Source organism: Sphaerisporangium sp. NPDC005288, from assembly GCF_040607475.1.
Lineage (GTDB): Bacteria > Actinomycetota > Actinomycetes > Streptosporangiales > Streptosporangiaceae > Sphaerisporangium > Sphaerisporangium rhizosphaerae.
Map to the genome: position 1 here is coordinate 1 of NZ_JBEXGT010000040.1, position 20,940 is coordinate 20,940.

Below are 20,940 nucleotides of genomic sequence, written 5' to 3' on the forward strand. Positions count from 1 at the left end.
ATTCCTGGTACCGACAGTGGAGGCAAACGCGATCAAACGCTCGCAACCCGTACGGCGTGTCGCACCCCGGCGAACGTATGTGGACACCGCACTAGACGCCTCCCCGGCGACCGGGCGCGCCACGTGGCCCTGGGGCCGTGGACGCCCGGCCGGGGGCGGTCAGCCGTGGACGCCGGGGCAGAGGGTCGCTCGCGGACGCCCGGCCGGGGGACGGTCAGCCGTGGACGTCGGGGCCGGCGCGGGTGAGGTCGATGCGGACGATCACCCGCCGGTCCCGCGTCATGGCCGCGCGGTAGTCGTCCCAGTCGGGGTGCTCGCCCGCGACGGTGCGGTAGTAGCCGACCAGGTGCTCCATCGCCTCGGGCAGGGAGACGACCTCGGCGGTGCCCTCGATCTGGATCCAGTCGCCGTAGAAGCCGTCGTTCATCACGCACAGCGCGACCTTGGGGTCACGGCGGAGGTTGCGGGTCTTGGCCGCGGTCTCCCGGGTGCTGACCACCGCGTACCCGTCGGCGTCCACGCCGACCGTCACCGGTGACATCTGCGGGCGGCCGTCGGGGTGGTAGGTGAGCATCACCGCGCGGTGGTTGGCGCCGAGGAATTCACGGGCCTTGTCGAGATCCATGTCTCCATGATGATCCATGCCGGCGGAGGGACGTCACGGCGGGCGCCGGCCCCTGGCACAGAACGGCGCCCACGCCAGACGGAGACGTGGGCGCTGGGACTGCAGGACTTACATGAAGCCCATGCGGGAACGGCGTTGCCGCTCGTGCTCGATGACGATCGCGGCGGCGTAGCCGTGGGTCAGCCCGTGCTCGTCGGCGAGCCAGTTGGCCCGCTCATCGCAGCGTAGGAACGACGGGCCGTTGTCGATGGCTTGGAACCACTCTGGGAGTGCGCGTCCGGTGATGTCCGGAACCCTGGCGATCAGCTTGTTCTGCGTCTCCGGTGAGTGGTTCAACGACATGGGCACCTCCATGAGTGAAGCCTCTTTTGCTCGACACTGCATCACCAGCCCCGTGATGGCAAGGGCCCAAAGGCCAGACTTGCATCTCACCAGGTAGATCATTGGTCGCAGCGCGTTGGCATACCCATACCTGCGCTTGCCATGCCGGTTTTCGGTCAGGAACCAGCAAATACGGACGCCCCGCCCGGGACCGGGCGGGGCGTCCGTGGCGAGGATCTAATCGTTGTTGAAGAAGTAGCTGATGAAGCGCAGGATCTCCAGGTAGAGCCACACCAGGCTCACCGTGAGACCGAAGGCCATCAGCCAGGAGTACTTCTCGGGGACGCCCGCGCGCACCCCCTGCTCGATGGAGTCGAAGTCCAGCAGCAGGAAGAAGCAGCCGAGCAGGATCATCGCGACGCTGAACACCCAGCCGATCGGGCTGTCGGTGCGCAGTCCGAGGCCGCCGTCGGTGAAGAAGCCCGCGACCCAGTTGACCAGCATCAGGCCGACGGCCGCGAAGCCGGCGGCGACGACGAACTTGGTGAACTTCGGCGTCGGCCGGAAGATCTTGAGCGCGTACACCGCGAGCGTGCCGCCGAAGGCGACCATGGTGCCGAGCACGGCCTGGAAGACGATGCCCTCGTAGATGTAGTTGTAGGCGTTGCTGATCACCCCGATGGCCAGGCCGTAGGCCACGGAGTAGCCGAGGATCAGCGCCGGGTTCGTGCTCTGCCGGAAGGAGACGATCAGGCCGAGCACCAGGCCGACGATCGCCGCCGGCATGGCCACCGCGAGACCCAGGTTGAGGTACCAGGCGAGCGCCGCGGACACCACGAGGGTGCCGAGCGTGATGAAGCCCCGGACGACGACATCGTCGATCGTCATCGGCCGCGTCGCGGTCGGCGGAGCGTACGACGGAGTGTTGTACATCTCCTGCAGGTACTGCGGACTGGCGGTCGGGCCCGCCCACGACTGACGGTTGTTCTTACCCAGCCTGTTGAGGACCGGGTTCCTGCTCTGCATCACTGCCTCCACTGCGACCTGCGATCACCCTGCTCGTCGAGCCTCACAGGGGATGCCGCTTGCACGCGAAAACTCGTCATCGGTCATGGCGGTCAGGACGACCCTGCCGTATTGCGCCGCCGGGGACGGCATCCCGGCCTCCGGCGGCAACGAGTACAACGACCGACTCTCCACCTGAGTTCCGCCCCGCATGTTGCGGTTGGATCACCGCGGTCCGCCCGGACGGCGCGCCCGTGACTTCTCCGACCGGCGAGGTCGGCGTCCGATGGCGGACTCGGGGCTTCGCGGAACGTACCGTCACTGGAATGGGAGGTTCCGTCCCGTCCCTAACCTCCGCTGTAGGTGGATTTTTCCACCATTGTTGACCGCTACCCTATTTATGGTGACTTTATCGCTTATAAGCAATTACCGTGCGTAGATCATCGACGGGCCGGGCGGCGAATAGCGGGGCCACCGGCGGGAGCGCCGGGACGGCGTCGCGGCAGGACACAAGACGGTAACGATTGCCCGTGGCGGACGGAGCAGGGCCCGCGGGACCCGCACGGAGGCCGGGGATAAACACGCGGCTCCGGGTGGCGAACCAACAATTATAGGGGCAAGAGGCCCGTCGTTACTATCACGGGGTGTTTCATATAGCCGGCAGAGTGCCCCCGGTGGGACTCGAACCCACACTGGAACCCTTTTAAGGGGTTTGCCTCTGCCATTGGGCTACGGGGGCGCCGTAATCATACGTAACGGACCACACTTGCGTAACGGGTCAGAGCCCACGTCTCCGCTCTTCCTTCCGTAGTCCGCAAGATAACCGTATACGTCGCACGCCCCCGCGACTCGGGCAATGAACAACAGACCGCTCAAGTAGCCCAATTCCACCACGCATCCTTGTTATGCCTACAGACAACGGTACGGCTCGCGCCCGAGGTCCTCGGGCGCGAGCCGTACCAGAAGCGGTCAGCCGGTGGCGGCGGCCGCCTTGAACTCCTCACGCGGAGACTCGATCTCACCCAGTGAGAGGGTCTCCCGCTTGAAGAAGAGCGCGAGCGTCCAGTCGGCCACCACGCGGACCTTGCGGTTCAACGTAGGCACCCGGGACAGATGGTAGGTGCGGTGCATGAACCACGCAGGAAATCCGTGAAGCTTGATGCCGTAGACGTTCGCGACGCCCTTGTGCAGCCCCAGCCCGGCCACCGAACCGACGTACTTGTGCCGGTACTCCCGCAGCGGGCGGTCCTTGAGGTGCCGGACGATGTTGTCGGCGAGCACCTTGGCCTGCCGCACCGCGTGCTGGGCGTTGGGCGCGCAGAACTGCCCGGGGTTGGTCATGTCGGGCACGCCCGCGACATCGCCGGCCGCGAAGGCGTCCTTGACGCCGGCGACCGTGAGCCGCGTCGTGGTCTTGACGCGCCCCCGCTCGTCCAGCGGCAGGTCGCCCGCGTTGACGACGGGACTCGCCTTGACGCCCGCCGTCCACACGATCGTGGCCGACTCGAAGCGGTCGCCGTCGGACAGCATCACGTGGCCGCCCTCGCAGGACTCCAGCAGCGTGCGCATCTTGACCTCGATGCCCCGCTCGCGCAGCTCCTCCAGCGTCCACTTGCCCATCTCGGGGCCCACCTCGGGCAGGATGCGGTCGCTGGCCTCGACGAGCACCCAGCGCAGGTCGCTCTCGTTGAGAGTGTCGTAGTAGCGCACCGCGTCGCGCGCCATGTCCTCCAGCTCCGCCAGCGCCTCGACGCCCGCGAAGCCGGCGCCGACCACGACGAAGGTCAGCGCCCTGCGCCGCACCTGCTCGTCGTCGGTGGAGTCGGCCCGGTCGAACAGGGCGAGCACGCGGTTGCGGAGCGCGATGGCCTCGCCGACCGTCTTGAAGCCGATGGCGGCGTCCTTCAGGCCCGGAATGGGCAGCGTGCGCGAGACCGAGCCGGCCGCCATGACCAGGACGTCGTAGGTGAGCTCCTTGGCCGGGCCGGTGCTGGGCTCGAACGTCACGGACTTGTTGGCGTGGTGCACCTTGGTGACCTTGCCGTTCAGGATGCGGACGCGGTTCAGCACCCGGCGCAGCGGCGCGACGACGTGGCGCGGCGACAGGTTGCCGGCCGCGGCCTCCGGCAGGAACGGCTGGTAGGTCATGTAGGACTGCGGGCTGACGATCGTGATGCGGACGCGCCCGGAGCGCAGCTCGTCGCGCAGTTGGCGCTGCAGCCGCAGGCCCGTGTAGAGGCCGACGTACCCTCCGCCGACGATCAGGATGTGCTTCGCCTTCTGGTCCACGTGAGTGCCCCTTCGCGGCATGGTCGCTTGTGAAACCATTCACAAGCTTACGTCACGGTTGCCTATCGACGCCAATCCCGTCAGGCATCAAACTTTGGCGATTTTTCCGAAACTAGCCTCCTGAACAGGGGTTTCTCCACAGAAGTTCGGCAAAACTTTCGTCTAGTGACGAACTTCACTCCAGGTCGGCACGTCCGCGGAACGGAACGGGCCCGCCGTCGCGAGGACGGCGGGCCCGTTGCTCCGGCGCTGGCGTCAGCCCGAGAGCTCCACCGCGCGGGCGAAGACCGCGTCGAGCATCTCCTCGGTCACCCGCCCGGTGAAGGTGTTCTGCTGGCTCGGGTGATAGCACCCCAGCAGGCGCACCGGCGCGCCGCCGTGCGCGATCTCCACCTCGGCGCCGTGCCCGAACGGCGGCCTGCGGCTCGGCAGCGTGTACCCGGTCTGCCGCAGCGCGGGCCACAGGGCCTGCCAGGCGTACCCGCCGAGGGCGACGATGACGCGCAGCGGATCGGCGACCAGCTCCAGCTCCCGGGCCAGCCACGGGAAGCACGCCGCCCGTTCCTCGACCGTCGGCTTGTTGGCCGGCGGGGCGCACCGGACGGCCGCGACCACGCGCGCGCCGAGCAGCCGCTGCCCGTCCCCGGCGTGGGTGCTGGTGGGCAGCGCCGCCAGCCCGGTGCGGTGCAGCGAGGCGAACAGCCAGTCGCCGCTGCGGTCACCGGTGAAGACCCGGCCCGTGCGGTTGCCGCCGTGCGCCGCCGGTGCGAGCCCGACGAGCAGGACGCGCGGCTTGTCGTCCCCCCAGCCGGCGATGGGCCTGCCCCAGTAGGTCTCCGTCATGAACGCCCGCCGCTTGACCTCCGCGACCTCCTCCCGCCACTCGACCAGGCGGGGACACGCCCGGCACACCGACTGCCGGGCGGTCAGCTCGGCGAGCGTGCCGCTCGTGCGGGCGAGATCGGCGACCTCCTCGGGCGTGCCGGCCACAGGAGTGTCCGGCCCGGCCGGGTCCTCCGGCCAGCCACTGCCAGGGGGAACAAAGCTCATACCCCGATCGTGCCAGCCACCCCGGCATGCCCTGACCACCCCGCGGTCACCCGAGCATGCCCCGACCACTCCGCGGCCACCCGCGCCGCGCTCGCCGCCTTTGGCAGGATCATCACGACGCCTGTCGTCGCCGCCACGACGTCGAGGACCGCCGAAGCCCGGCGGCACCCGACCGGACCACCGACCGAGGACTCACCATGCGAATCGTCATCCCGCTCTTCCAAGGCTTCACCGCTCTCGACGTCGTCGGCCCGTACGAGGTGCTCCGGATGCTGCCGGAGGCCCAGGTGGTGTTCACCGCCCCGGAGGCCGGCCCCGTCCGAGACGGGGTCGGGGTGCTGGCCCTGTCCGCCACCGCCACGCCGGCCGAGGTGGACTCCTGCGACGTCCTGGTCGTCCCCGGCGGACCGGGAGCGCGGACGATGATGCGTGATGAGGCCTTCACCGCGTGGATCCGGCGGCTGCACGACGGCACGACCTGGACGACCTCGGTGTGCACCGGGTCGCTGATCCTCGGCGGCGCCGGCCTGCTGGAAGGGCTCCGCGCCACGACCCACTGGGGCGCCGTCGAAACGCTCGAGGCCTTCGGCGCGACCTACACGCCCGAGCGCGTCGTCGTCCAGGGAAAGATCGTGACGGCCGCCGGGGTGTCCTCCGGCATCGACATGGCGCTGACGCTGTTCGAGCGCATCGCCGGCCGGACGGCGGCCGAGGCCGCCCAACTCGCCATCGAGTACGACCCCCAGCCCCCCTTCGACGCCGGATCACCGGCCAAGGCCCCGCACGAGGCCATGGAGCTTCTTCTGGCCCGCCGGCGCTGAGCGCCTCGGCGGGCCGTCAGGAGGCGAGGCCGCGGGCGATGCCGTCGAGGATGTCGTGTTCGCTGACGACGACCTCGCCGAAGCCGAACCGGCTGACGATGCGGTCGAGGATGAGCGCGCCCGCGCCGATCACGTCCACCCGGCCGGGGTGCATGACCGAGATCGCCGCCCGCTCGTCGTGGGTCATCTCGAGCAGGCGGCGGGAGACCTCGCCCACCGTGGCCGCCGGGACGCGCGAGCCGTGGATGCGCTCGGGGTCGTAGGCCGGCAGGTCCAGGGCGATGCCCGCGACCGTGGTCACCGACCCTGCCAGGCCGATCAGCGTGCGCGCCCGGCCCACCGGCACGGCCTCGGCCACCCGGTCGAGCGCCGCCTCGATGTCGGCGCTCGCCGCCGCCACGGCCTCGGACCGGGCCTCGGACCCGGCCCCGGGACGCGCGCCGGCCGCCGCGAAGTGGCGCTCGGTGAGGCGGACGCAGCCGATGTCGACCGAAATCGCGGCCTCCACGTCGGCTGAGCCCAGGACGAACTCGGTGGAGCCGCCGCCGATGTCCACCACCAGCACAGGAGCCTGGACGCCCGTGAGCCCGGCGGTGGCGCCGAGGAACGACAGGTGGGCCTCCTCCGAGCCGGTGACCACCTCGGGGTCGACGCCGAAGATCTCGCGCACGCCGGTGACGAAGTCGGCGCGGTTGGCGGCGTCCCTGGTGGCGCTGGTGGCCACCACGCGCACCCGCTCGGCGCCGTGCTCCCTGATCAGCTTGGCGTAGCCGCGCATCGCGGTGAACGTGCGCTCCAGCGCCTCGGGGGCCAGCCGCCCGGTGCGGTCGACGCCCTCGCCAAGGCGGACGATCTCCATGCGCCGCTCGATGTCCACGAGCCGCCCGGCGGCCGTACCCCCGGCAGGGCCCGCGCCGCCGTCCCGGGCGGCACCGCCGTCCCCAGCCGCGCTGTCGGCGCCCGCCGGGCCGCCGGTGAGGTCGGCGATGAGCAGGCGGACGGAGTTCGTGCCGCAGTCGATGGCCGCCACGCGGGTCATGCGCCCTCCTCGGGCTCGTCGGGGCCGGCCGGCACGCAGGGCCCGTCGCTCCACCACTCGGGCAGGGCGTCGAGGGCCTCGCGGCCGAAGGGGTTGGTGCCCGGCATGGCCAGCTCGTGGCCCACCAGGGCGTGCAGGCACTTCACCCGGTCGGGCATGCCGCCGGCACTCTGCATGTCGCGGGGCAGGGGCTCCAGGCCGTCCTCGGCGGCGGCCTGGTCGCGTCTCTCGACGTAGGCGGCGTGCGCCTTCGCGTACGCCTCGGCCAGGGCCGGGTCCTCGGCGAGCCGCGCCTGCATGCGCTTCATGAGCCCGGAGGACTCCAGTGTGCCGATGGCAGAGGCGGCCCTCGGGCAGGTCAGGTAGAACAGCGTGGGGAACGGCGAGCCGTCGGCCAGCCGCGGGGAGGTCTCGACGACGTCGGGCAGTCCGCACGGGCACCGGTGGGCCACGGCCCGCAGGCCCCGCGGCGGGCGGCCGAGCTGCCGTTCGATCACGGCGGCGTCCGCCGGGTCCACCTCCGGCGCCCCTTCCCGGCCTCCGGCGGCCGTGTCGGCCGGATCGACCATCGCGCACTCCCCCTGAGAACGACGGGCAGGCCCGTCGGGCACACCCGGACCGAAAACCCGGACACGTAAGTATCCAGCACCCCACGACCACCGATGCCCAGAGACCACAGAGCCATGGCCCGAGCCTCGGGCGCGCATCGCGCAACAGGTCAGGGGGCGGGGGTGCGGGCGCCGAGTTCGACGCTCTGGCCGGTGCCGCGGTCGGCGGCCTCGATGGACTCCCACAATGTCTGGTACCACGGGGGCGCGGACTGCGACGTGGCCCCGGCCGCAGGCTTCCTGGCCTTCTTCGCCGGGTCCAGCAGGACGTAGCACGTCTGGCGGCCGTCGCCGCAGTAGTGCAGCCGGCCCCTGGCGAGCTGCCTGATGTAGGCGGGGTCGTCGAGCCGCCGGCTGCGCTCGGCCAGCTCCTGGAGGTCTTTCAGCGCCTGGGCCTGCTGCCTCTCCAGCTGGGCGATCTGGCGTCGCTGCGCGACGTACTCGCGCACCGGATAGGCGAGGCTCATGGCGATCGCGCACACGACGACCGCCAGGATCGCGGCCCGTCCCGTCAACTGCGGTCGCTTCTTCATGGTCCTCCCGGGTCCGTACGGCTTGCGCCCATAAGCGCGCAAGCCGTACGGAAGAAACTAGCCCTGGAAGCGCGGAAAAGCTCCGCGACCCGCGTAGCGGGCGACATCGTCGAGAAGTTCCTCGATGCGGAGAAGCTGGTTGTACTTGGCCACGCGGTCGGACCGCGCCGGGGCGCCGGTCTTAATCTGACCGCAGTTGGCGGCCACGGCCAGGTCGGCGATCGTGGTGTCCTCGGTCTCGCCGGAGCGGTGGCTCATCATGGAGCGGTAGCCGCTGCGGTGGGCGAGGTCGACGGCGTCGAGGGTCTCCGACAGGGTGCCGATCTGGTTGACCTTGACCAGCAGGGCGTTGGCCGCGCCCTCGGTGATGCCCCGCTCGAGGCGCTCGGGGTTGGTGACGAACAGGTCGTCGCCGACGATCTGGACCTTGCCGCCGAGCGCGGCGGTCATGGCCTTCCAGCCCTCCCAGTCCTCCTCGTCCAGCGGGTCCTCGATGGAGACCAGCGGGTAGGAGCGGACCAGGTCCTCGTAGAAGGAGATCAGCTCGTCGGAGCCGTGGCCCTTGCCGTCGAGGGTGTAGACGCCCTTGGAGTGGAACTCGGTGGCGGCCACGTCCAGGGCCAGCGCGATGTCCTCGCCCGGGGTGTAGCCGGCCTTCTCGATGGCGACGAGGATCAGGTCGAGCGCGTCGCGGTTGCTCGGCAGGCTGGGGGCGAACCCGCCCTCGTCGCCGAGGCCGGTGGAGTAGCCCTTCTCCTTGAGCACCTTCTTGAGCACGTGGTAGGTCTCGGCGCCCATGCGCACGGCGTCGGAGAAGGTCTCGGCGCCGATCGGCGCGATCATGAACTCCTGGATGTCGACGTTGCTGTCGGCGTGCGCGCCGCCGTTCAGGATGTTCATCATCGGGACGGGCAGGATGTGGGCGTTCGGCCCGCCCACGTAGCGGAACAGCGGCAGGTCGGCGCTGTCGGCCGCGGCCTTGGCCAGGGCCAGGGAGACGCCGAGGATGGCGTTGGCGCCGAGCCGGCCCTTGTTGGGCGTGCCGTCGAGGTCGATCATGGTCTGGTCGACGAGCCGCTGCTCCTCGGCGTCGAACCCGATGATCTCGTCGGCGATCTCGTCGGTGACGTTGAGCACGGCCTTCTGCACGCTCTTGCCCGCGTAACGCTCGTCGCCGTCGCGCAGCTCCACGGCCTCGAACTGGCCGGTGGAGGCACCGCTCGGGACGGCCGCGCGCCCGGTGCTGTAGTCGTCGAGCAGGATCTCTACCTCGACCGTCGGGTTGCCCCGGGAGTCGAGAATCTCGCGGGCGGTAACGGCCTCGATGGCAGCCACGAAGCGCTCCTATGAGTCAGTAGCCCGGGGACGGGCCCCCGGAACCCATCACCGCACCGTCGTACGCGATGCGGTTGCGGACGGTTTGCCTCACGAGCCTATCGGGGTCTACCGGCGGGTACGGATAACGCGCCCGCGGATCAGGTGTCTGGTTGCCCACACTCGGATGAACCCGGGGCGACCGGGACGCGGACGCCCGCCGCATCCGTCTCATACCGCTCCCGGATGCCCGCTTTGGCCGCGAACCGCTTCCGGCCACCCGCCGCGTCCGCCTCACACCGTTCCCCGGCGCGGAGGCGCCGCCTACTGCTGCGGGCGCCCCTCGGAGCGTTCCCAGGCGTGCACCCGGTCGCGGTAGGCGCGGGCCGCGGCGCGCAGTTCGGCCTCGGGGTCGATGCCGGCGGCGCGCGCCCGGCGCACCAGGTCGAACAGCTCGCGCCCGATGCCCTGCCCGACCGCGCGCCCGAGCGAGTCGGGGACCCCGGAGCGCTCGGCGCGGCTCTGCAGCCCGCTCACGAGCGACAGCGCGGGCTGGCCCATCGGCACGCCGTCGAGCACCGACTCCCAGCCCTTGGCGGCCCGCTCGGCGGCCTTGATGGCGTCCCAGTTGGCGCTGACGTCTTCGGCGCCCTCGACCACCGTGTCGGCGAAGACGTGGGGGTGGCGCCGGACGAGCTTGTCGACGATGCCGGCGGCGACGTCGTCGACGTCGAAACCGCCGTCCTCGGAGGAGCGCTCCTGCGCCAGCCGGGCGTGGAAGACCACCTGGAGCAGCAGGTCGCCGAGCTCCTCTCGCAGGGCGGCGTGGTCGCCGTCCTCGATGGTCTCCATGACCTCGTAGGACTCCTCCAGCAGGTACGGCAGGAGGGACTCGTGGGTCTGCTCGGCGTCCCACGGGCACGAGCGCCGCAGCCGGTCCATGACGGCCACCAGGTCGAGCAGCCGCGCCCCCGGCAGGTCGTAGGAGCCCGGGACCAGCTCGATGACCGGCGGATCGTCCATGCCGAGCGCGGCGTGGCCGATGGCGCGCATGAGTTGCTCGTCGCCGTCCTGGGCGGCCAGCCACACCACAGTGCCGTCGCGGCCCTCGCGGGCCAGGGCCGCCGGGTCGGGCGTCACGACCTCGACCGGGATGTCCTCCTCGGCCAGGTAGGGCAGCAGCGGGTGGTCACCGGAGCCGGTGAGCACCCGCCCGGAGCCCAGGGCCGCCCACGCCCGCCCGCTCAGCAGGCCCGGAGCCACCCTGGGCGACGTCGTGACGACGAGGAGGGGCATGTGTCTACTGGGCGGCGGGCGGCGCCGGCTGGGCCGCGCCCTGGGCCGGAGCCCCGAAACGCGCCTCCTCGACCAGGCCCTGCTCGGTGTCCCAGGTGCCGTAGCGGTGGGAGACCTTGACCGGGATGGAGTCGAGCTGCGCGAACAGCTTCTGCTGCGCGGCCTGGACGGAGGCCTGGTCGGTGAGGTTGGCCCCGAACCGCTCGAGGCCCTTCTGGTAGGTCAGCGAGGTGCGGACCCACTTGCGGACCTCCGACGGCGGGACGCCCCTGCCGAGCATGGCCGGGCCGACCTTCTCGATGCCGCCCTGTTCGTTGATGAACTTGTCGACGTCACCCTCGCTGATGGTGAGGCCGGTGCGCTGGGCGAACTGCTCGAACTGGCTGAAGTAGATCAGCTGGAGCAGCACCGCGCGCGGGATCGAGGGCATCTGGAGCTGCGACTCGTTGATCTTGGCCTGCTTCAGCGCCGCCTGGTACTCGCGGATCTCGGAGTCCAGCCGGCCGTTGCTGATGCGCTCGCCGCCGACGGTGGCCGCCGTGCCGACCTGCACGGGCGAGGAGCAGGCGGTCAGCGCGACGCACGCGGCCGCGGCGGCCAGGAGCAGGCGCACAGGATTCGACTTCACTAGCGGTCCCTTCGACAGACGCGGCTACTCTACTCAAACCGCGCGCAGGTCCGTTCATCGATGTGCTCGTTGGCCACCGGCCGCCCGCGCGGGCTCCAGGAACATCGCCTCGACCAGGTCGGTGCACCACTTCAGCAGGTCCAGGTCGCGCAGCGGCTGCCCGCCGAACGGGCGGGTCTTCGGCACCGGCACCAGCAGCGTCTCGGCGGCCACCTTGAGGATCGCCTTGGGGTACAGCCGGTCCAGGCGGACCTGCTGGGACTCCCTCAGCGTGACCGGGGCGAACCTGATGTGCTGACCCTGCAGCGCGACGTCGGTCAGGCCCGCCTGGCGGGCGTGGACGCGGAAGCGGGCGACCTCCAGCAGGTTGTCCACCTCCTGCGGCGGGCGCCCGTACCGGTCGACGAGCTCCTCGCGGACGGCCACGATGTCGGCGCCGTCGCCCACCGCGGCGATGCGCTTGTAGGCCTCCAGGCGCAGCCGCTCGGAGGTGACGTAGTCGTGCGGGATGTGGGCGTTGATCGGCAGCTCGACCTTGACGTCCGGGCGCTCCTCGACGACCTCCTGGCCCGACAGCTTGGCCTTCTGCTCCTGCACGGCCTCGGCCATCATCCGGACGTACAGGTCGAAGCCGACGCCGGCGATGTGCCCGGACTGCTCGGCGCCGAGGATGTTCCCGGCGCCGCGGATCTCCAGGTCCTTCATGGCGACGTACATGCCGGCGCCCATCTCGGTGTGCTGGGCGATCGTGGCCAGCCGCTCGTGGGCGGTCTCGGTGAGCGGGGCCTCCGGCGGGTACAGGAAGTAGGCGTAGCCCCGCTCGCGGCCCCGGCCGACCCGGCCGCGGAGCTGGTGGAGCTGGGACAGGCCGTAGTTGTCCGCGCGGTCGACGATCAGGGTGTTGGCGTTCGGGATGTCCAGGCCGGACTCGACGATCGTCGTGCTGACCAGCAGGTCGAAGTCGCGCTCCCAGAAGCCGACCATGATCTTCTCGAGCTGCTGCTCGTTCATCTGGCCGTGGGCGACGGCCACCCGGGCCTCGGGAACCAGCTCGCGCAGACGGGCGGCCACCTTGTTGATCGAGGAGACCCGGTTGTGCACGAAGAAGACCTGGCCGTCGCGCATCAGCTCGCGGCGGACGGCGGCGGCGATCTGCTTCTCGTCGTAGGGGCCGACGAAGGTGAGGATCGGGTGCCGCTCCTCCGGAGGGGTGAGGATGGTGGACATCTCGCGGATGCCGGTGAGGCCCATCTCCAGCGTCCGCGGGATCGGCGTCGCCGACATGGCGAGCACGTCCACCTGCGTGCGCATGTGCTTCATGGCCTCCTTGTGCTCGACGCCGAACCGCTGCTCCTCGTCGACGATGATGAGGCCGAGCTGCTTGAAGCGGATGTCGGGGTTGAGCAGGCGGTGGGTGCCGATCACGATGTCGACGGCGCCGTCCTTGAGACCGTCCAGAGTGGCCCTGACCTCGCCGTCGCTCTGGAACCGCGACACGGGCTTCACCACCACGGGGAAGCTCGCGAACCGCTCGCCGAAGGTCGACAGGTGCTGCTGGACCAGCAGCGTGGTGGGCACCAGGACGGCCACCTGCTTGCCGTCCTGCACGGCCTTGAACGCCGCCCGCACGGCGATCTCGGTCTTGCCGTAGCCGACGTCGCCGCAGATCAGCCGGTCCATCGGCACCGCGCGCTCCATGTCGCGCTTGACCTCGTCGATGGCCTCGAGCTGGTCACCCGTCTCGGCGTAGGGGAAGGCGTCCTCCATCTCGCGCTGCCAGGGGGTGTCGGCGGCGAAGGCGTACCCGGGCGAGGCCATGCGGGCGCTGTAGAGGCGGATCAGCTCGCCGGCGATCTCCTTGACGGCCTTCTTGGCACGGGACTTGGCCTTGGCCCAGTCGGCGCCGCCCATGCGGTTGAGCGTGGGCGACTCGCCGCCGACGTACCGGGTGACCTCGTCGAGCTGGTCGGTCGGCACGTACAGCCGGTCGCCCTTGGCGTACTCGATGACCAGGTATTCGCGGGTGGCGCCCTGCACCGAGCGCTGGACCATCTCGACGTAGCGCCCGACGCCGTGCTGCCCGTGGACCACGTGGTCGCCGACCTTGAGCTGGAGCGGGTCGACCATGTTCCTGCGCCGGGACGGCAGGCGCCGCATGTCCTTGGTGGAGGCCTTCTGCCCCACCAGGTCGAGGTGGGTCAGGACGGCGACCGCGTCGCCGACGAACCCGTGCTCGACCCGGCCGGTGGTGACGCTCACGACGTCCTTGCCGGGGGCGGTCTCGAGGCCGGGCACCAGGCGGGCGGCGACGTCCACGCCCTTGAGCAGCTCGACGATGCGCTCGGCCGGGCCGTGGCCCTCGCTGAGCAGGACGACCGCGCGGCCCTCGCCGAGCCAACCCTTGATGTCGCCGAGCGCGCGCTGGGTGTCCCCCCGGTAGGCCTCGGCCTCGCGCGCGGACAGCTCGACGATCTCGCTCTCGCCGTAGACGTCGCCGCTCGACGCGGGGGGCGCCGCGGGGGCCTGGCCGCCCGAGGGCTGGTCGGTGGTGGCGAACGGGGCGATGGTCCACCACGACTGGCCGAGCTCGCGGGCGTGGTGGCGCACCTCTTCCAGGTCGCGGAAGGCCGCCGCCCCGAGGTCGATCGGCGCCTCGCCGCCGGCGGCGGCGTTGATCCAGGACGCCTCGAGGAACTCCTGGCTGGTGCGCACCAGCTCGACGGCGCGCCCGCGGATGCGCTCGGGATCGCAGACGAACACCGACGCGCGGGCCGGGAGGTGGTCCAGCAGCAGGTCCATGCCGTCGACCAGGACGGGCGCGAATGCCTCCATGCCCTCGACGGGCATGCCGTCGGCGAGCTGGTCGAGGATGTCCTTCAGCGCGGGATGCCGGTCGGCCAGCTCGGCCGCCCGCACCCTGACCTCGTCGGTGAGCAGCAGCTCGCGGCACGGCGCGGCGAACAGCCCGCCCTCGGCGACCTCCAGCGAGCGCTGGTCGGCGACCTTGAACCAGCGGATCTCCTCGATGGTGTCGCCCCAGAACTCAAGGCGCAGCGGGTGCTCCTCGGTGGGCGGGAAGACGTCCAGCAGCCCGCCGCGCACGGCGACCTCGCCGCGCTTCTCCACCATGTCGACGCGGTGGTAGCCGTTGCCGACCAGGCGCTCGACCACGTTCTCAAGATCGGCGTCGTCCCCGGAGCGCAGCCGCACCGGCTCGAGGTCGCCGAGCCCGGCGACGAGCGGCTGCAGCAGGGCCCGGACCGGCGCGACCACGACGTCCAGCGGCCCGGCGGCGGCGTCGCCCTGGACGGGGTGGGCCAGCCGGCGCAGGACGGCCAGCCGCTGGCCGACCGTGTCGCTGCGCGGCGAGAGCCGTTCGTGCGGCAGGGTCTCCCAGGCCGGGAAGACGGCGACGGCGTGGTCGCCGACCAGGCCGGTGAGCGCAGCGGCGAGGTCTTCGGCCTCGCGGGCGGTCGCGGTGACGGCCAGGACCGGCCGCCGGCGCGCGAGGGCGGCCACGGCGAACGGCCGCAGCGCGGGCGGCGCGACCAGGTTGACGTCCTCGCCGTGGCGCTCAAGGGCACCGGCGAGTTGCGGATCGGCGACGACAAGGTCGAGCAGTCCGGAAAGACTCATTAGAAATGCCCCCACATGGTCATCCCCGCCTTCTCCCGCGCTTCAGGGCCCGGCCTGCCGGCCTTCTCGATCTTGTCGGCCTGATCGGCCGGCCGAGATCCCCGCGTGGCGCCCGTCACCGCGCATCACACCGCGAACCCACCGATGACCGCAGACGGAACACGTCCATCGAATCACGACATGACGGAACCGGCACGGCCCACGGTGTCCACGACGACACGCGCGACCCCGGCTCGTCGGAGTCGGGGTTGTCTCAAGGCTACTTCCCCCTCGGCGGCACCATGCCGGGAACCGTCCCTCCGTCCGTTCTGTCGGCAAACGCGAAACTCCCCGGCCGCCCGGCGCGGGCCTTGCGGGCGGACGCGGCGCGCTCCCGGCGGCGAAAGCCGGAGCTTTCGTCAGGTGAATCCAATACAGAGAGGGCCAGGATGACTACTCTGAGTCACATGTCAGAGGTTCGATGGTGGCCGGAGACCCAGGGCGACGTGTTCGGTCACCGCATCCGCGAGCTGTGGACCGAGCAGCTCGGCCGGCGGCTCGACGTCCTGATCGCCGGGTGCGCCCGCGGCGACGCGATCGACGTCGAGCGCGTGGACACCCGGGTCACCGGCATCGACGAGGACACCCCGGTGCTGCGCGCCGCCGTCGAGCGCCGCTCCGGCCTCGACGCCCGCTTCCTCGGCGACCTGCGCGACGCGCCGCTGCTGCCGCGCACCTTCGACGTCGTGCACGCCGCCTTCCTGCTCGAACGGGTGCGCAACGCCGAGCTCGTGCTCGACCGCATGGTCAACGCCCTGCGCCCCGGCGGGCTGCTGCTGATCAGGATGCGCGACCGCACGTCGGCGTACGGCTTCTGCGACCGCCTCACGCCGTGGTGGCTGCGCCGCCTGCTGTGGGCGCGCCTCGCCCCTGCCGGCGCCGTGGGCCCGCTGCGGGCGGTCTACGAGCAGGTGGCCTCCCGCGAGGGCATCCACTCGTACTGCCTGATGCGCGGGCTGATGATCGCCGAGGACTATTCGGCGACCTCCGGCCCTGCGCTGCGCGGACGGCACCCCAAGCTGGTGCGGGCCGCGCTGCGCGTCGTCCAGCACCTCTCGGGCGACCGCCTGCCCGCCGGCCGCGACGAGATCACCTTGGTCATCCGCAAGCCGCAGAACCACTTCGCCCGCCTGATCTGAGAGCCCGGCCCCTGTGTCGGCCTCTCGCACCGGGCGGGCGGGAGGTCAGCGGCGCACGGTGAGCAGCGGCTCCCAGCTTCCGGGCCGCTCGCTGTTCTTCCGGTCGCCCGACAGCTGCACGGTGTGCTTGCCATCGATGCCCACCAGCACCAGCCCGTTGTTGAACTCGTTGCGGCACTCGCCGGCGCAGCCCAGGCCGATCAGGTGCTCGTCGTCGGCCCAGGCCAGAAGTTGCAGCATCTTCTGCCTGCCGACGAGCTCGCCCGTGGCGACCTTTTTGACCGACGTCTCAGGACCCGGCGGGCGCCCGAAGGAGGCGTACATCGTCCCGTCCGGGGAGACGCCGGCCCGTTGGTCGGTCTCCAGCGGCCCCGCGGGCGGGTCGTGCGGCCTGCCCTCCAGGTCGTAGACGAGTTCCCGCCGCTCCCCGGCCTCGCCGAAGGCCGGGTTGAACTGCCAGACGAGCGTGCCGTCATCCGCCCAGGCGAACGGGCGGTAGGGGCTGCCGCCCGGCGGCGGCACGGCGATGAACGACGCCCGGCCGGAGGCGACGTCCACCACCTGGAAGCCGGTGCGCCCGGGGTCCGGCTCGCGCCAGCTGGTTCCGTCGGCGGACACGTCGAACCGGATCGTCGGGTCCCGGTCGTAGGCCGTGGCGAGCACCTTGGCGCCGTCGCGCGACCAGGAGACGTCCGCCACCGGATGGTCGAGGTCCACCCACCGGACGATCTCGCGGGTGGTCATGTCCAGGATGCCGACCCTGCGGGCCGGCAGGTCGCGCTCCAGCACGGCCGCGAACCGCATGCCCGGGGCCACGTCGAGCGCCGCCCAGGGGGTCTCCTCGTACCGGCCGGTGCCCGGGTCGTACAGGAACCACTGGTCGCGGCGGCGCTCGGACGTGGGGCCGATCTTCTCCGGCGCCCAGATGCGGTACGCCGACACGGCGATCCGTCCCGCCGCGATGAGGGTCTTCGGCGGGGAGTTCCGGGGGTCGGCGTGCACGTCGAGGCCCCGCTCGGTCACCGCGGCCGTCGTGGTCGCCGTCGGCTCCGGCCCGTTCTCGCCGGTGGGCGAGGCCGAACCGGTCACCCCCGTCGCCGGGACGGGCCGACCCGCCCCCCGGGACAGCGTCTGCGGCACGAGGACGGCCCCGGCGACCACGGCGGCCGAGGCCGCGAGGGCCAGCACCACCGTGCCACGGCGCCGCCGGGAACGCCGCTCCAGCGCCCGGTCGCTCAGGCCGGGCGGCACCGTCGCCTCCTCGGACCACTCGCGAAGGGTCTCGGGCAGAAGGGATTCGGGCGTCATGGGGTGACCTCCTCGAACGGGTGGTGCGGCGCGCGGAGGTCGGCGAGCTCAGGCGAGACGGAGCGCAGCCGGGCTATGGACCGGTGGACGGTGCTGCGGACCGTGCCGACCGAGCAGCCCATGATCTGGGCGACCTCGGCCTCCGGCAGGTCCTCGAAGTAACGCAGCACGAGCACGGCGCGCTGGCGCGCGGTGAGGCGGGCCAGCGCGCGGCGCAGAATCAGCTTGGTGTCGGCCAGATGCGTGTCGTCGCGCCCGGCTCGCTCGGGCAGGTCCGCGACCACCGTCTCGCGCCGCCGCGACGCCCCCCGCCACCAGCTCACCTGCTGGCGGTACATGGCACGCCGGACGTACGGCTCGGGGTCGTCTATGCGGCTCCACCGCGCGGCGGCCCGCGCCAGGACGGTCTGCAGCAGGTCCTCTGCGGCGTGCTGGTCGCCGCCGGTGAGCAGGAAGCCCAGCCTCATCAACGCGGGCGACCGCGCCGACACGAACTCGCGGAAACGTCGCTCCTCGGCAACGTCCACGATCACCTCCAGAAGTCGTCGTGCCCCTAGGACGCGACCGGCCGCCCCCCGCTATGCCTCACCCCGTTCCGTGGACGCACTCCCGCACTATCCTGTCCCGGTGGGAAACGTGGAGCAGACGACGCCGCCCTCCGGGACGGCCCCCGAGTGGGTGCCCGACGCGCGCGAACTGGCCGACCTCGAGCTGCTGCTCTCGGGCGCGTTCGCCCCGCTGAAGGGGTTCCTCGGCTCGGCCGACGCCGCCTCGGTCACCGAGGACGGCCGCCTTCCCGACGGCACGCCGTGGCCCGACCCGGTCACGCTCCTGGTGCCGCACGACCACCCCGTCTCGGCCGGCGACGAGCTCACGCTGCGCGACCCCGAAGGCGCCGCGGTCGCCGTCGTGAGCGTGACCGAGCGCACGGCGGACGGCCTGGTCGCCGGCCCGGTGACCTCTCTCGGCGCGCCCGAGCACGGCCCCTTCGCCCGGCTGCGGCGCTCACCGGAGCAGGTGCGGGCCGAGCTGGGCGAGCGTCCTGTCCTCGCCGTCACCATGCGGGGGCCGCTGGACGACCTGGACGAGATCACCGCCACCGCCCGCGAGCTGGACGCGGCGATCCTGCTGCTGCCGCTGGCCTTCGGCGAGGGCGGCCCGGCGGTCGTCCGCGCGGCGCTCAAGGCGCGCGACCGGCTGCCGTCCGGCACCGCCGTCGCCGTGGTCCCGCTCGCCCCCCGTGAGCCCGAGATCGACCTCGAACTGCGCGAGCACGTCGCCACGGCGTACGGGGCGGTCGAGCACCTGGCCGGGCCCGAGCCGGTCACGCTGCCGGGGCCGCCGCACCGGCGCGGCCTGGTGGTGTTCTTCACCGGCCTGTCCGGGTCGGGCAAGTCGACGATCGCGCGCGGCATGCACGACGCGCTGCTCGAACGCGGCACCCGCACGGTGACCTACCTGGACGGCGACGTCGTGCGGCGGCTGCTGTCGGCGGGGCTCACCTTCTCCCGGCACGACCGCGACCTGAACATCCGCCGCATCGGGTTCGTCGCCGCCGAGGTCGCCCGGCACGGGGGTCTCGCCATCTGCGCGCCCATCGCCCCGTTCGCGGCGACGCGCGACGAGGTGCGCCACATGGTCGAGGGGGTCGGCGCCGACTTCCTGCTGGTGCACGTGGCCACGCCGCTGGACGAGTGCGAGCGCCGCGACCGCAAGGGCCTGTACGCCAAGGCCAGGGCCGGGCTGATCCCCGAGTTCACCGGTATCTCCTCGCCGTACGAGGAGCCGGAGGACGCCGATCTGACGCTCGACACGACGGGCATATCGGTCGAGCGCGGGGTCGAGCGGGTGCTCGACGTGCTCACCGCCGGCGGCTGGCTGCGCTGAGCCTCCGCCCTGCCCGCGCTCCGGCTCAGTGGTCGGGGACCGGGGTGGAGCTGAAGTACGGCGCGCGGGCCAGTTCGGTGAAGGCGCGCCGGGCGGCCACCGTCGCGTCGAAGCGGGTGTCGCCGCGCGGCGCGCGCGGCGAGTCGAAGTACACCAGGGCCTTGATCTGCGGATATCCCTTGATCTGGCGGCGCACCGAATTGAAGAACGACACCTTGAACGCCGGCTCGTCCAGCCGCTCGAAGGCGCCCCACTCGGCCACCATGATCGGCTTGCCGGGGAAGCGCATCTGCGTCCAGCGGTAGAAGCCGGGCCAGCCGGAGTGGTCGTCACGGGTCTTGTCCACCAGGCCGGCGAAGTCGTTCACCCGGCGGTCGGCGTAGGGGTCCAGGCCGATCCAGTCGACCACGTCGTCTCCGGGGTAGAGCCGCTCGAACCACGGCTTGGCGGCCCAGTTGGGCGCCCCCATGTACGTCATGACCGTGACGGCGTTCTTGACCCCGCGCTCGCGCAGGCGTAGCACGACATGGCGGTACATGGCGGCGTAGTCCTCGGCGGTCATCCCCGACCCCGGGCGGGCGCGCACGTCGTTCTCGGGTTCGTGGTGGACGGTGAGGAAGAAGCGCTCGGGCAGCGTGCGCCTGATGCGCCGGGCCACGCGGTCGATGCGGCCGTCGATGGCGCCGGCGGCGATCTCGGCCCACGTGTGGTGCACGGAGGGCTTCCAGTTGATCAGCAGGATGCGCTTCCTGGCCAGCCGGCGCTCCTCGGGGGTGGGGAACGGGTCGCCGCCCCGGTGGTAGACGTGCAGGATGTCGGCCCTTCGCCCCATGCGCTCCTCGGCGGCGGCGATGGACCGGGCGGGCGACCGTCCGCCGAAGACCTCCGGGGCCACCCCCCACCACGCTCCGCAGCTCGGAATGAGCTTGGCGGTGGCCGCGCAGTCGGGGGCGTCGTCGGTGGCGGTCACGCCGGCGCCCGGGACGCGGTCTCCCTCCACGGCGAGCTGCGGGGGCTTCACCGAGGCCACGGCGTAAATGATCAGACCACAGCCGACGGCGAGCCCGGTGCCGAAAAACCATATTCCCGTCACTTTTCGCAATGCACTCAAACCCCCTTCTCCCCGGTCTTCCCCGAAGGTCGCTATTCACCTTCCCACTAATCGGTGCCATGCCGCCGGTAACTCGGCGCGCTTTCCCGGCGGTCCGGCGTCCGCGCCGTCGTTGGCTCCACGTCACGGCGGACGTCATACCGGACCCCAATAACGGAAATATCCGATTATGACGCTGAGCTGGGACGATGCCTCGTCCACCAAAAACTCCGGTATGCGGTCGCGGCATCCCGCGTTGTGCCTATAGTTCTCTGGATCCGCCCCTCGGGAACCGTTCACCACGCGGCGCCC

18 protein-coding genes and 1 tRNA gene are annotated in these 20,940 nt (G+C 71.5%); 3 read left to right on the forward strand and 16 right to left on the reverse strand.

Features of this window, described 5'->3' with window-relative positions; all coding sequences use genetic code 11:
- Positions 1–214: 214 nt before the first annotated feature.
- The 6 genes from ABZU32_RS30715 to ABZU32_RS30740 all read right to left on the reverse strand — a co-directional run bounded on the left by ABZU32_RS30715 (position 215) and on the right by ABZU32_RS30740 (position 5,290).
- Positions 215–625, reverse strand: coding sequence for a PPOX class F420-dependent oxidoreductase (locus ABZU32_RS30715; protein WP_354927483.1), 411 nt, complete (start codon positions 623–625; stop codon positions 215–217).
- Between the two features lie 108 nt (positions 626–733).
- The gene (locus ABZU32_RS30720; RefSeq protein WP_248961667.1) at positions 734–967 is read right to left on the reverse strand and encodes a DUF4287 domain-containing protein; all 234 of its coding nucleotides are present in this window, start codon (positions 965–967) and stop codon (positions 734–736) included.
- Between the two features lie 216 nt (positions 968–1,183).
- Entirely contained in the window at positions 1,184–1,972 is a 789-nt protein-coding gene (locus ABZU32_RS30725) for a Bax inhibitor-1/YccA family protein (protein WP_354927485.1), read from the reverse strand.
- 645 nt (positions 1,973–2,617) lie between these two features.
- Positions 2,618–2,690: transfer RNA gene (locus ABZU32_RS30730), tRNA-Leu, on the reverse strand.
- Positions 2,691–2,920: 230 nt separating this feature from the next.
- Positions 2,921–4,279 carry an NAD(P)/FAD-dependent oxidoreductase gene (locus ABZU32_RS30735; protein WP_354927486.1) on the reverse strand — a complete coding sequence of 453 codons (1,359 nt, stop codon included), beginning with the start codon at positions 4,277–4,279 and terminating at the stop codon, positions 2,921–2,923.
- A gap of 216 nt (positions 4,280–4,495) precedes the next feature.
- Positions 4,496–5,290, reverse strand: a complete 795-nt coding sequence (locus ABZU32_RS30740; protein ID WP_354927488.1) for a uracil-DNA glycosylase — start codon at positions 5,288–5,290, stop codon at positions 4,496–4,498.
- A gap of 197 nt (positions 5,291–5,487) precedes the next feature.
- On the opposite strand from ABZU32_RS30740, the gene ABZU32_RS30745 reads away from it, so the two are divergent.
- Positions 5,488–6,111 (forward strand): DJ-1/PfpI family protein, encoded by a 624-nt coding sequence (locus ABZU32_RS30745; protein WP_354839926.1) that lies wholly within the window; start codon positions 5,488–5,490, stop codon positions 6,109–6,111.
- Between the two features lie 16 nt (positions 6,112–6,127).
- Here ABZU32_RS30745 and ABZU32_RS30750 read toward each other — a convergent pair whose 3' ends face one another.
- The 7 genes from ABZU32_RS30750 to mfd all read right to left on the reverse strand — a co-directional run bounded on the left by ABZU32_RS30750 (position 6,128) and on the right by mfd (position 15,165).
- Entirely contained in the window at positions 6,128–7,150 is a 1,023-nt protein-coding gene (locus tag ABZU32_RS30750; protein WP_354927490.1) for a Ppx/GppA phosphatase family protein, read from the reverse strand.
- On the reverse strand, positions 7,147–7,719 hold the full coding sequence (locus tag ABZU32_RS30755) for a DUF501 domain-containing protein (RefSeq protein WP_354927492.1): 573 nt from the start codon (positions 7,717–7,719) through the stop codon (positions 7,147–7,149). Before ABZU32_RS30755 ends, ABZU32_RS30750 begins: the two co-directional genes overlap by 4 nt.
- Before the next feature lie 149 nt (positions 7,720–7,868).
- A complete protein-coding gene (locus tag ABZU32_RS30760) occupies positions 7,869–8,291 on the reverse strand; it encodes a septum formation initiator family protein (RefSeq protein ID WP_354927494.1) in 423 nt (140 codons plus the stop codon).
- 57 nt (positions 8,292–8,348) lie between these two features.
- Positions 8,349–9,626, reverse strand: coding sequence for a phosphopyruvate hydratase (eno, locus tag ABZU32_RS30765; protein WP_354927496.1), 1,278 nt, complete (start codon positions 9,624–9,626; stop codon positions 8,349–8,351).
- Between the two features lie 303 nt (positions 9,627–9,929).
- Entirely contained in the window at positions 9,930–10,901 is a 972-nt protein-coding gene (locus ABZU32_RS30770; RefSeq protein WP_354927498.1) for a MazG family protein, read from the reverse strand.
- Between the two features lie 4 nt (positions 10,902–10,905).
- The gene (locus tag ABZU32_RS30775) at positions 10,906–11,529 is read right to left on the reverse strand and encodes a SurA N-terminal domain-containing protein (protein WP_354839910.1); all 624 of its coding nucleotides are present in this window, start codon (positions 11,527–11,529) and stop codon (positions 10,906–10,908) included.
- A 54-nt stretch (positions 11,530–11,583) separates the two neighbouring features.
- Complete coding sequence (mfd, locus tag ABZU32_RS30780) at positions 11,584–15,165, reverse strand: transcription-repair coupling factor (protein ID WP_354927500.1); 3,582 nt, start codon at positions 15,163–15,165, stop codon at positions 11,584–11,586.
- A gap of 446 nt (positions 15,166–15,611) precedes the next feature.
- Between mfd and ABZU32_RS30785 the strand changes: the two genes are divergently transcribed.
- Entirely contained in the window at positions 15,612–16,343 is a 732-nt protein-coding gene (locus tag ABZU32_RS30785) for a class I SAM-dependent methyltransferase (protein ID WP_354839904.1), read from the forward strand.
- A 45-nt stretch (positions 16,344–16,388) separates the two neighbouring features.
- On the opposite strand, the gene ABZU32_RS30790 is transcribed toward ABZU32_RS30785, so the two are convergent.
- Positions 16,389–17,651, reverse strand: coding sequence for a hypothetical protein (locus tag ABZU32_RS30790; protein WP_354927502.1), 1,263 nt, complete (start codon positions 17,649–17,651; stop codon positions 16,389–16,391).
- Entirely contained in the window at positions 17,648–18,178 is a 531-nt protein-coding gene (locus ABZU32_RS30795) for a SigE family RNA polymerase sigma factor (RefSeq protein ID WP_354927504.1), read from the reverse strand. The genes ABZU32_RS30790 and ABZU32_RS30795 overlap by 4 nt, the downstream gene beginning before the upstream one ends.
- 109 nt (positions 18,179–18,287) lie before the next feature.
- Here ABZU32_RS30795 and cysC point away from each other — a divergent pair, with 109 nt between their 5' ends.
- A complete protein-coding gene (gene cysC / locus ABZU32_RS30800; RefSeq protein ID WP_354927613.1) occupies positions 18,288–19,538 on the forward strand; it encodes an adenylyl-sulfate kinase in 1,251 nt (416 codons plus the stop codon).
- A 25-nt stretch (positions 19,539–19,563) separates the two neighbouring features.
- Here the strand turns inward: cysC and ABZU32_RS30805 are convergent, their stop codons facing one another.
- Positions 19,564–20,568, reverse strand: a complete 1,005-nt coding sequence (locus ABZU32_RS30805; RefSeq protein ID WP_354927506.1) for a glycosyl hydrolase — start codon at positions 20,566–20,568, stop codon at positions 19,564–19,566.
- Positions 20,569–20,940: the final 372 nt, after the last annotated feature.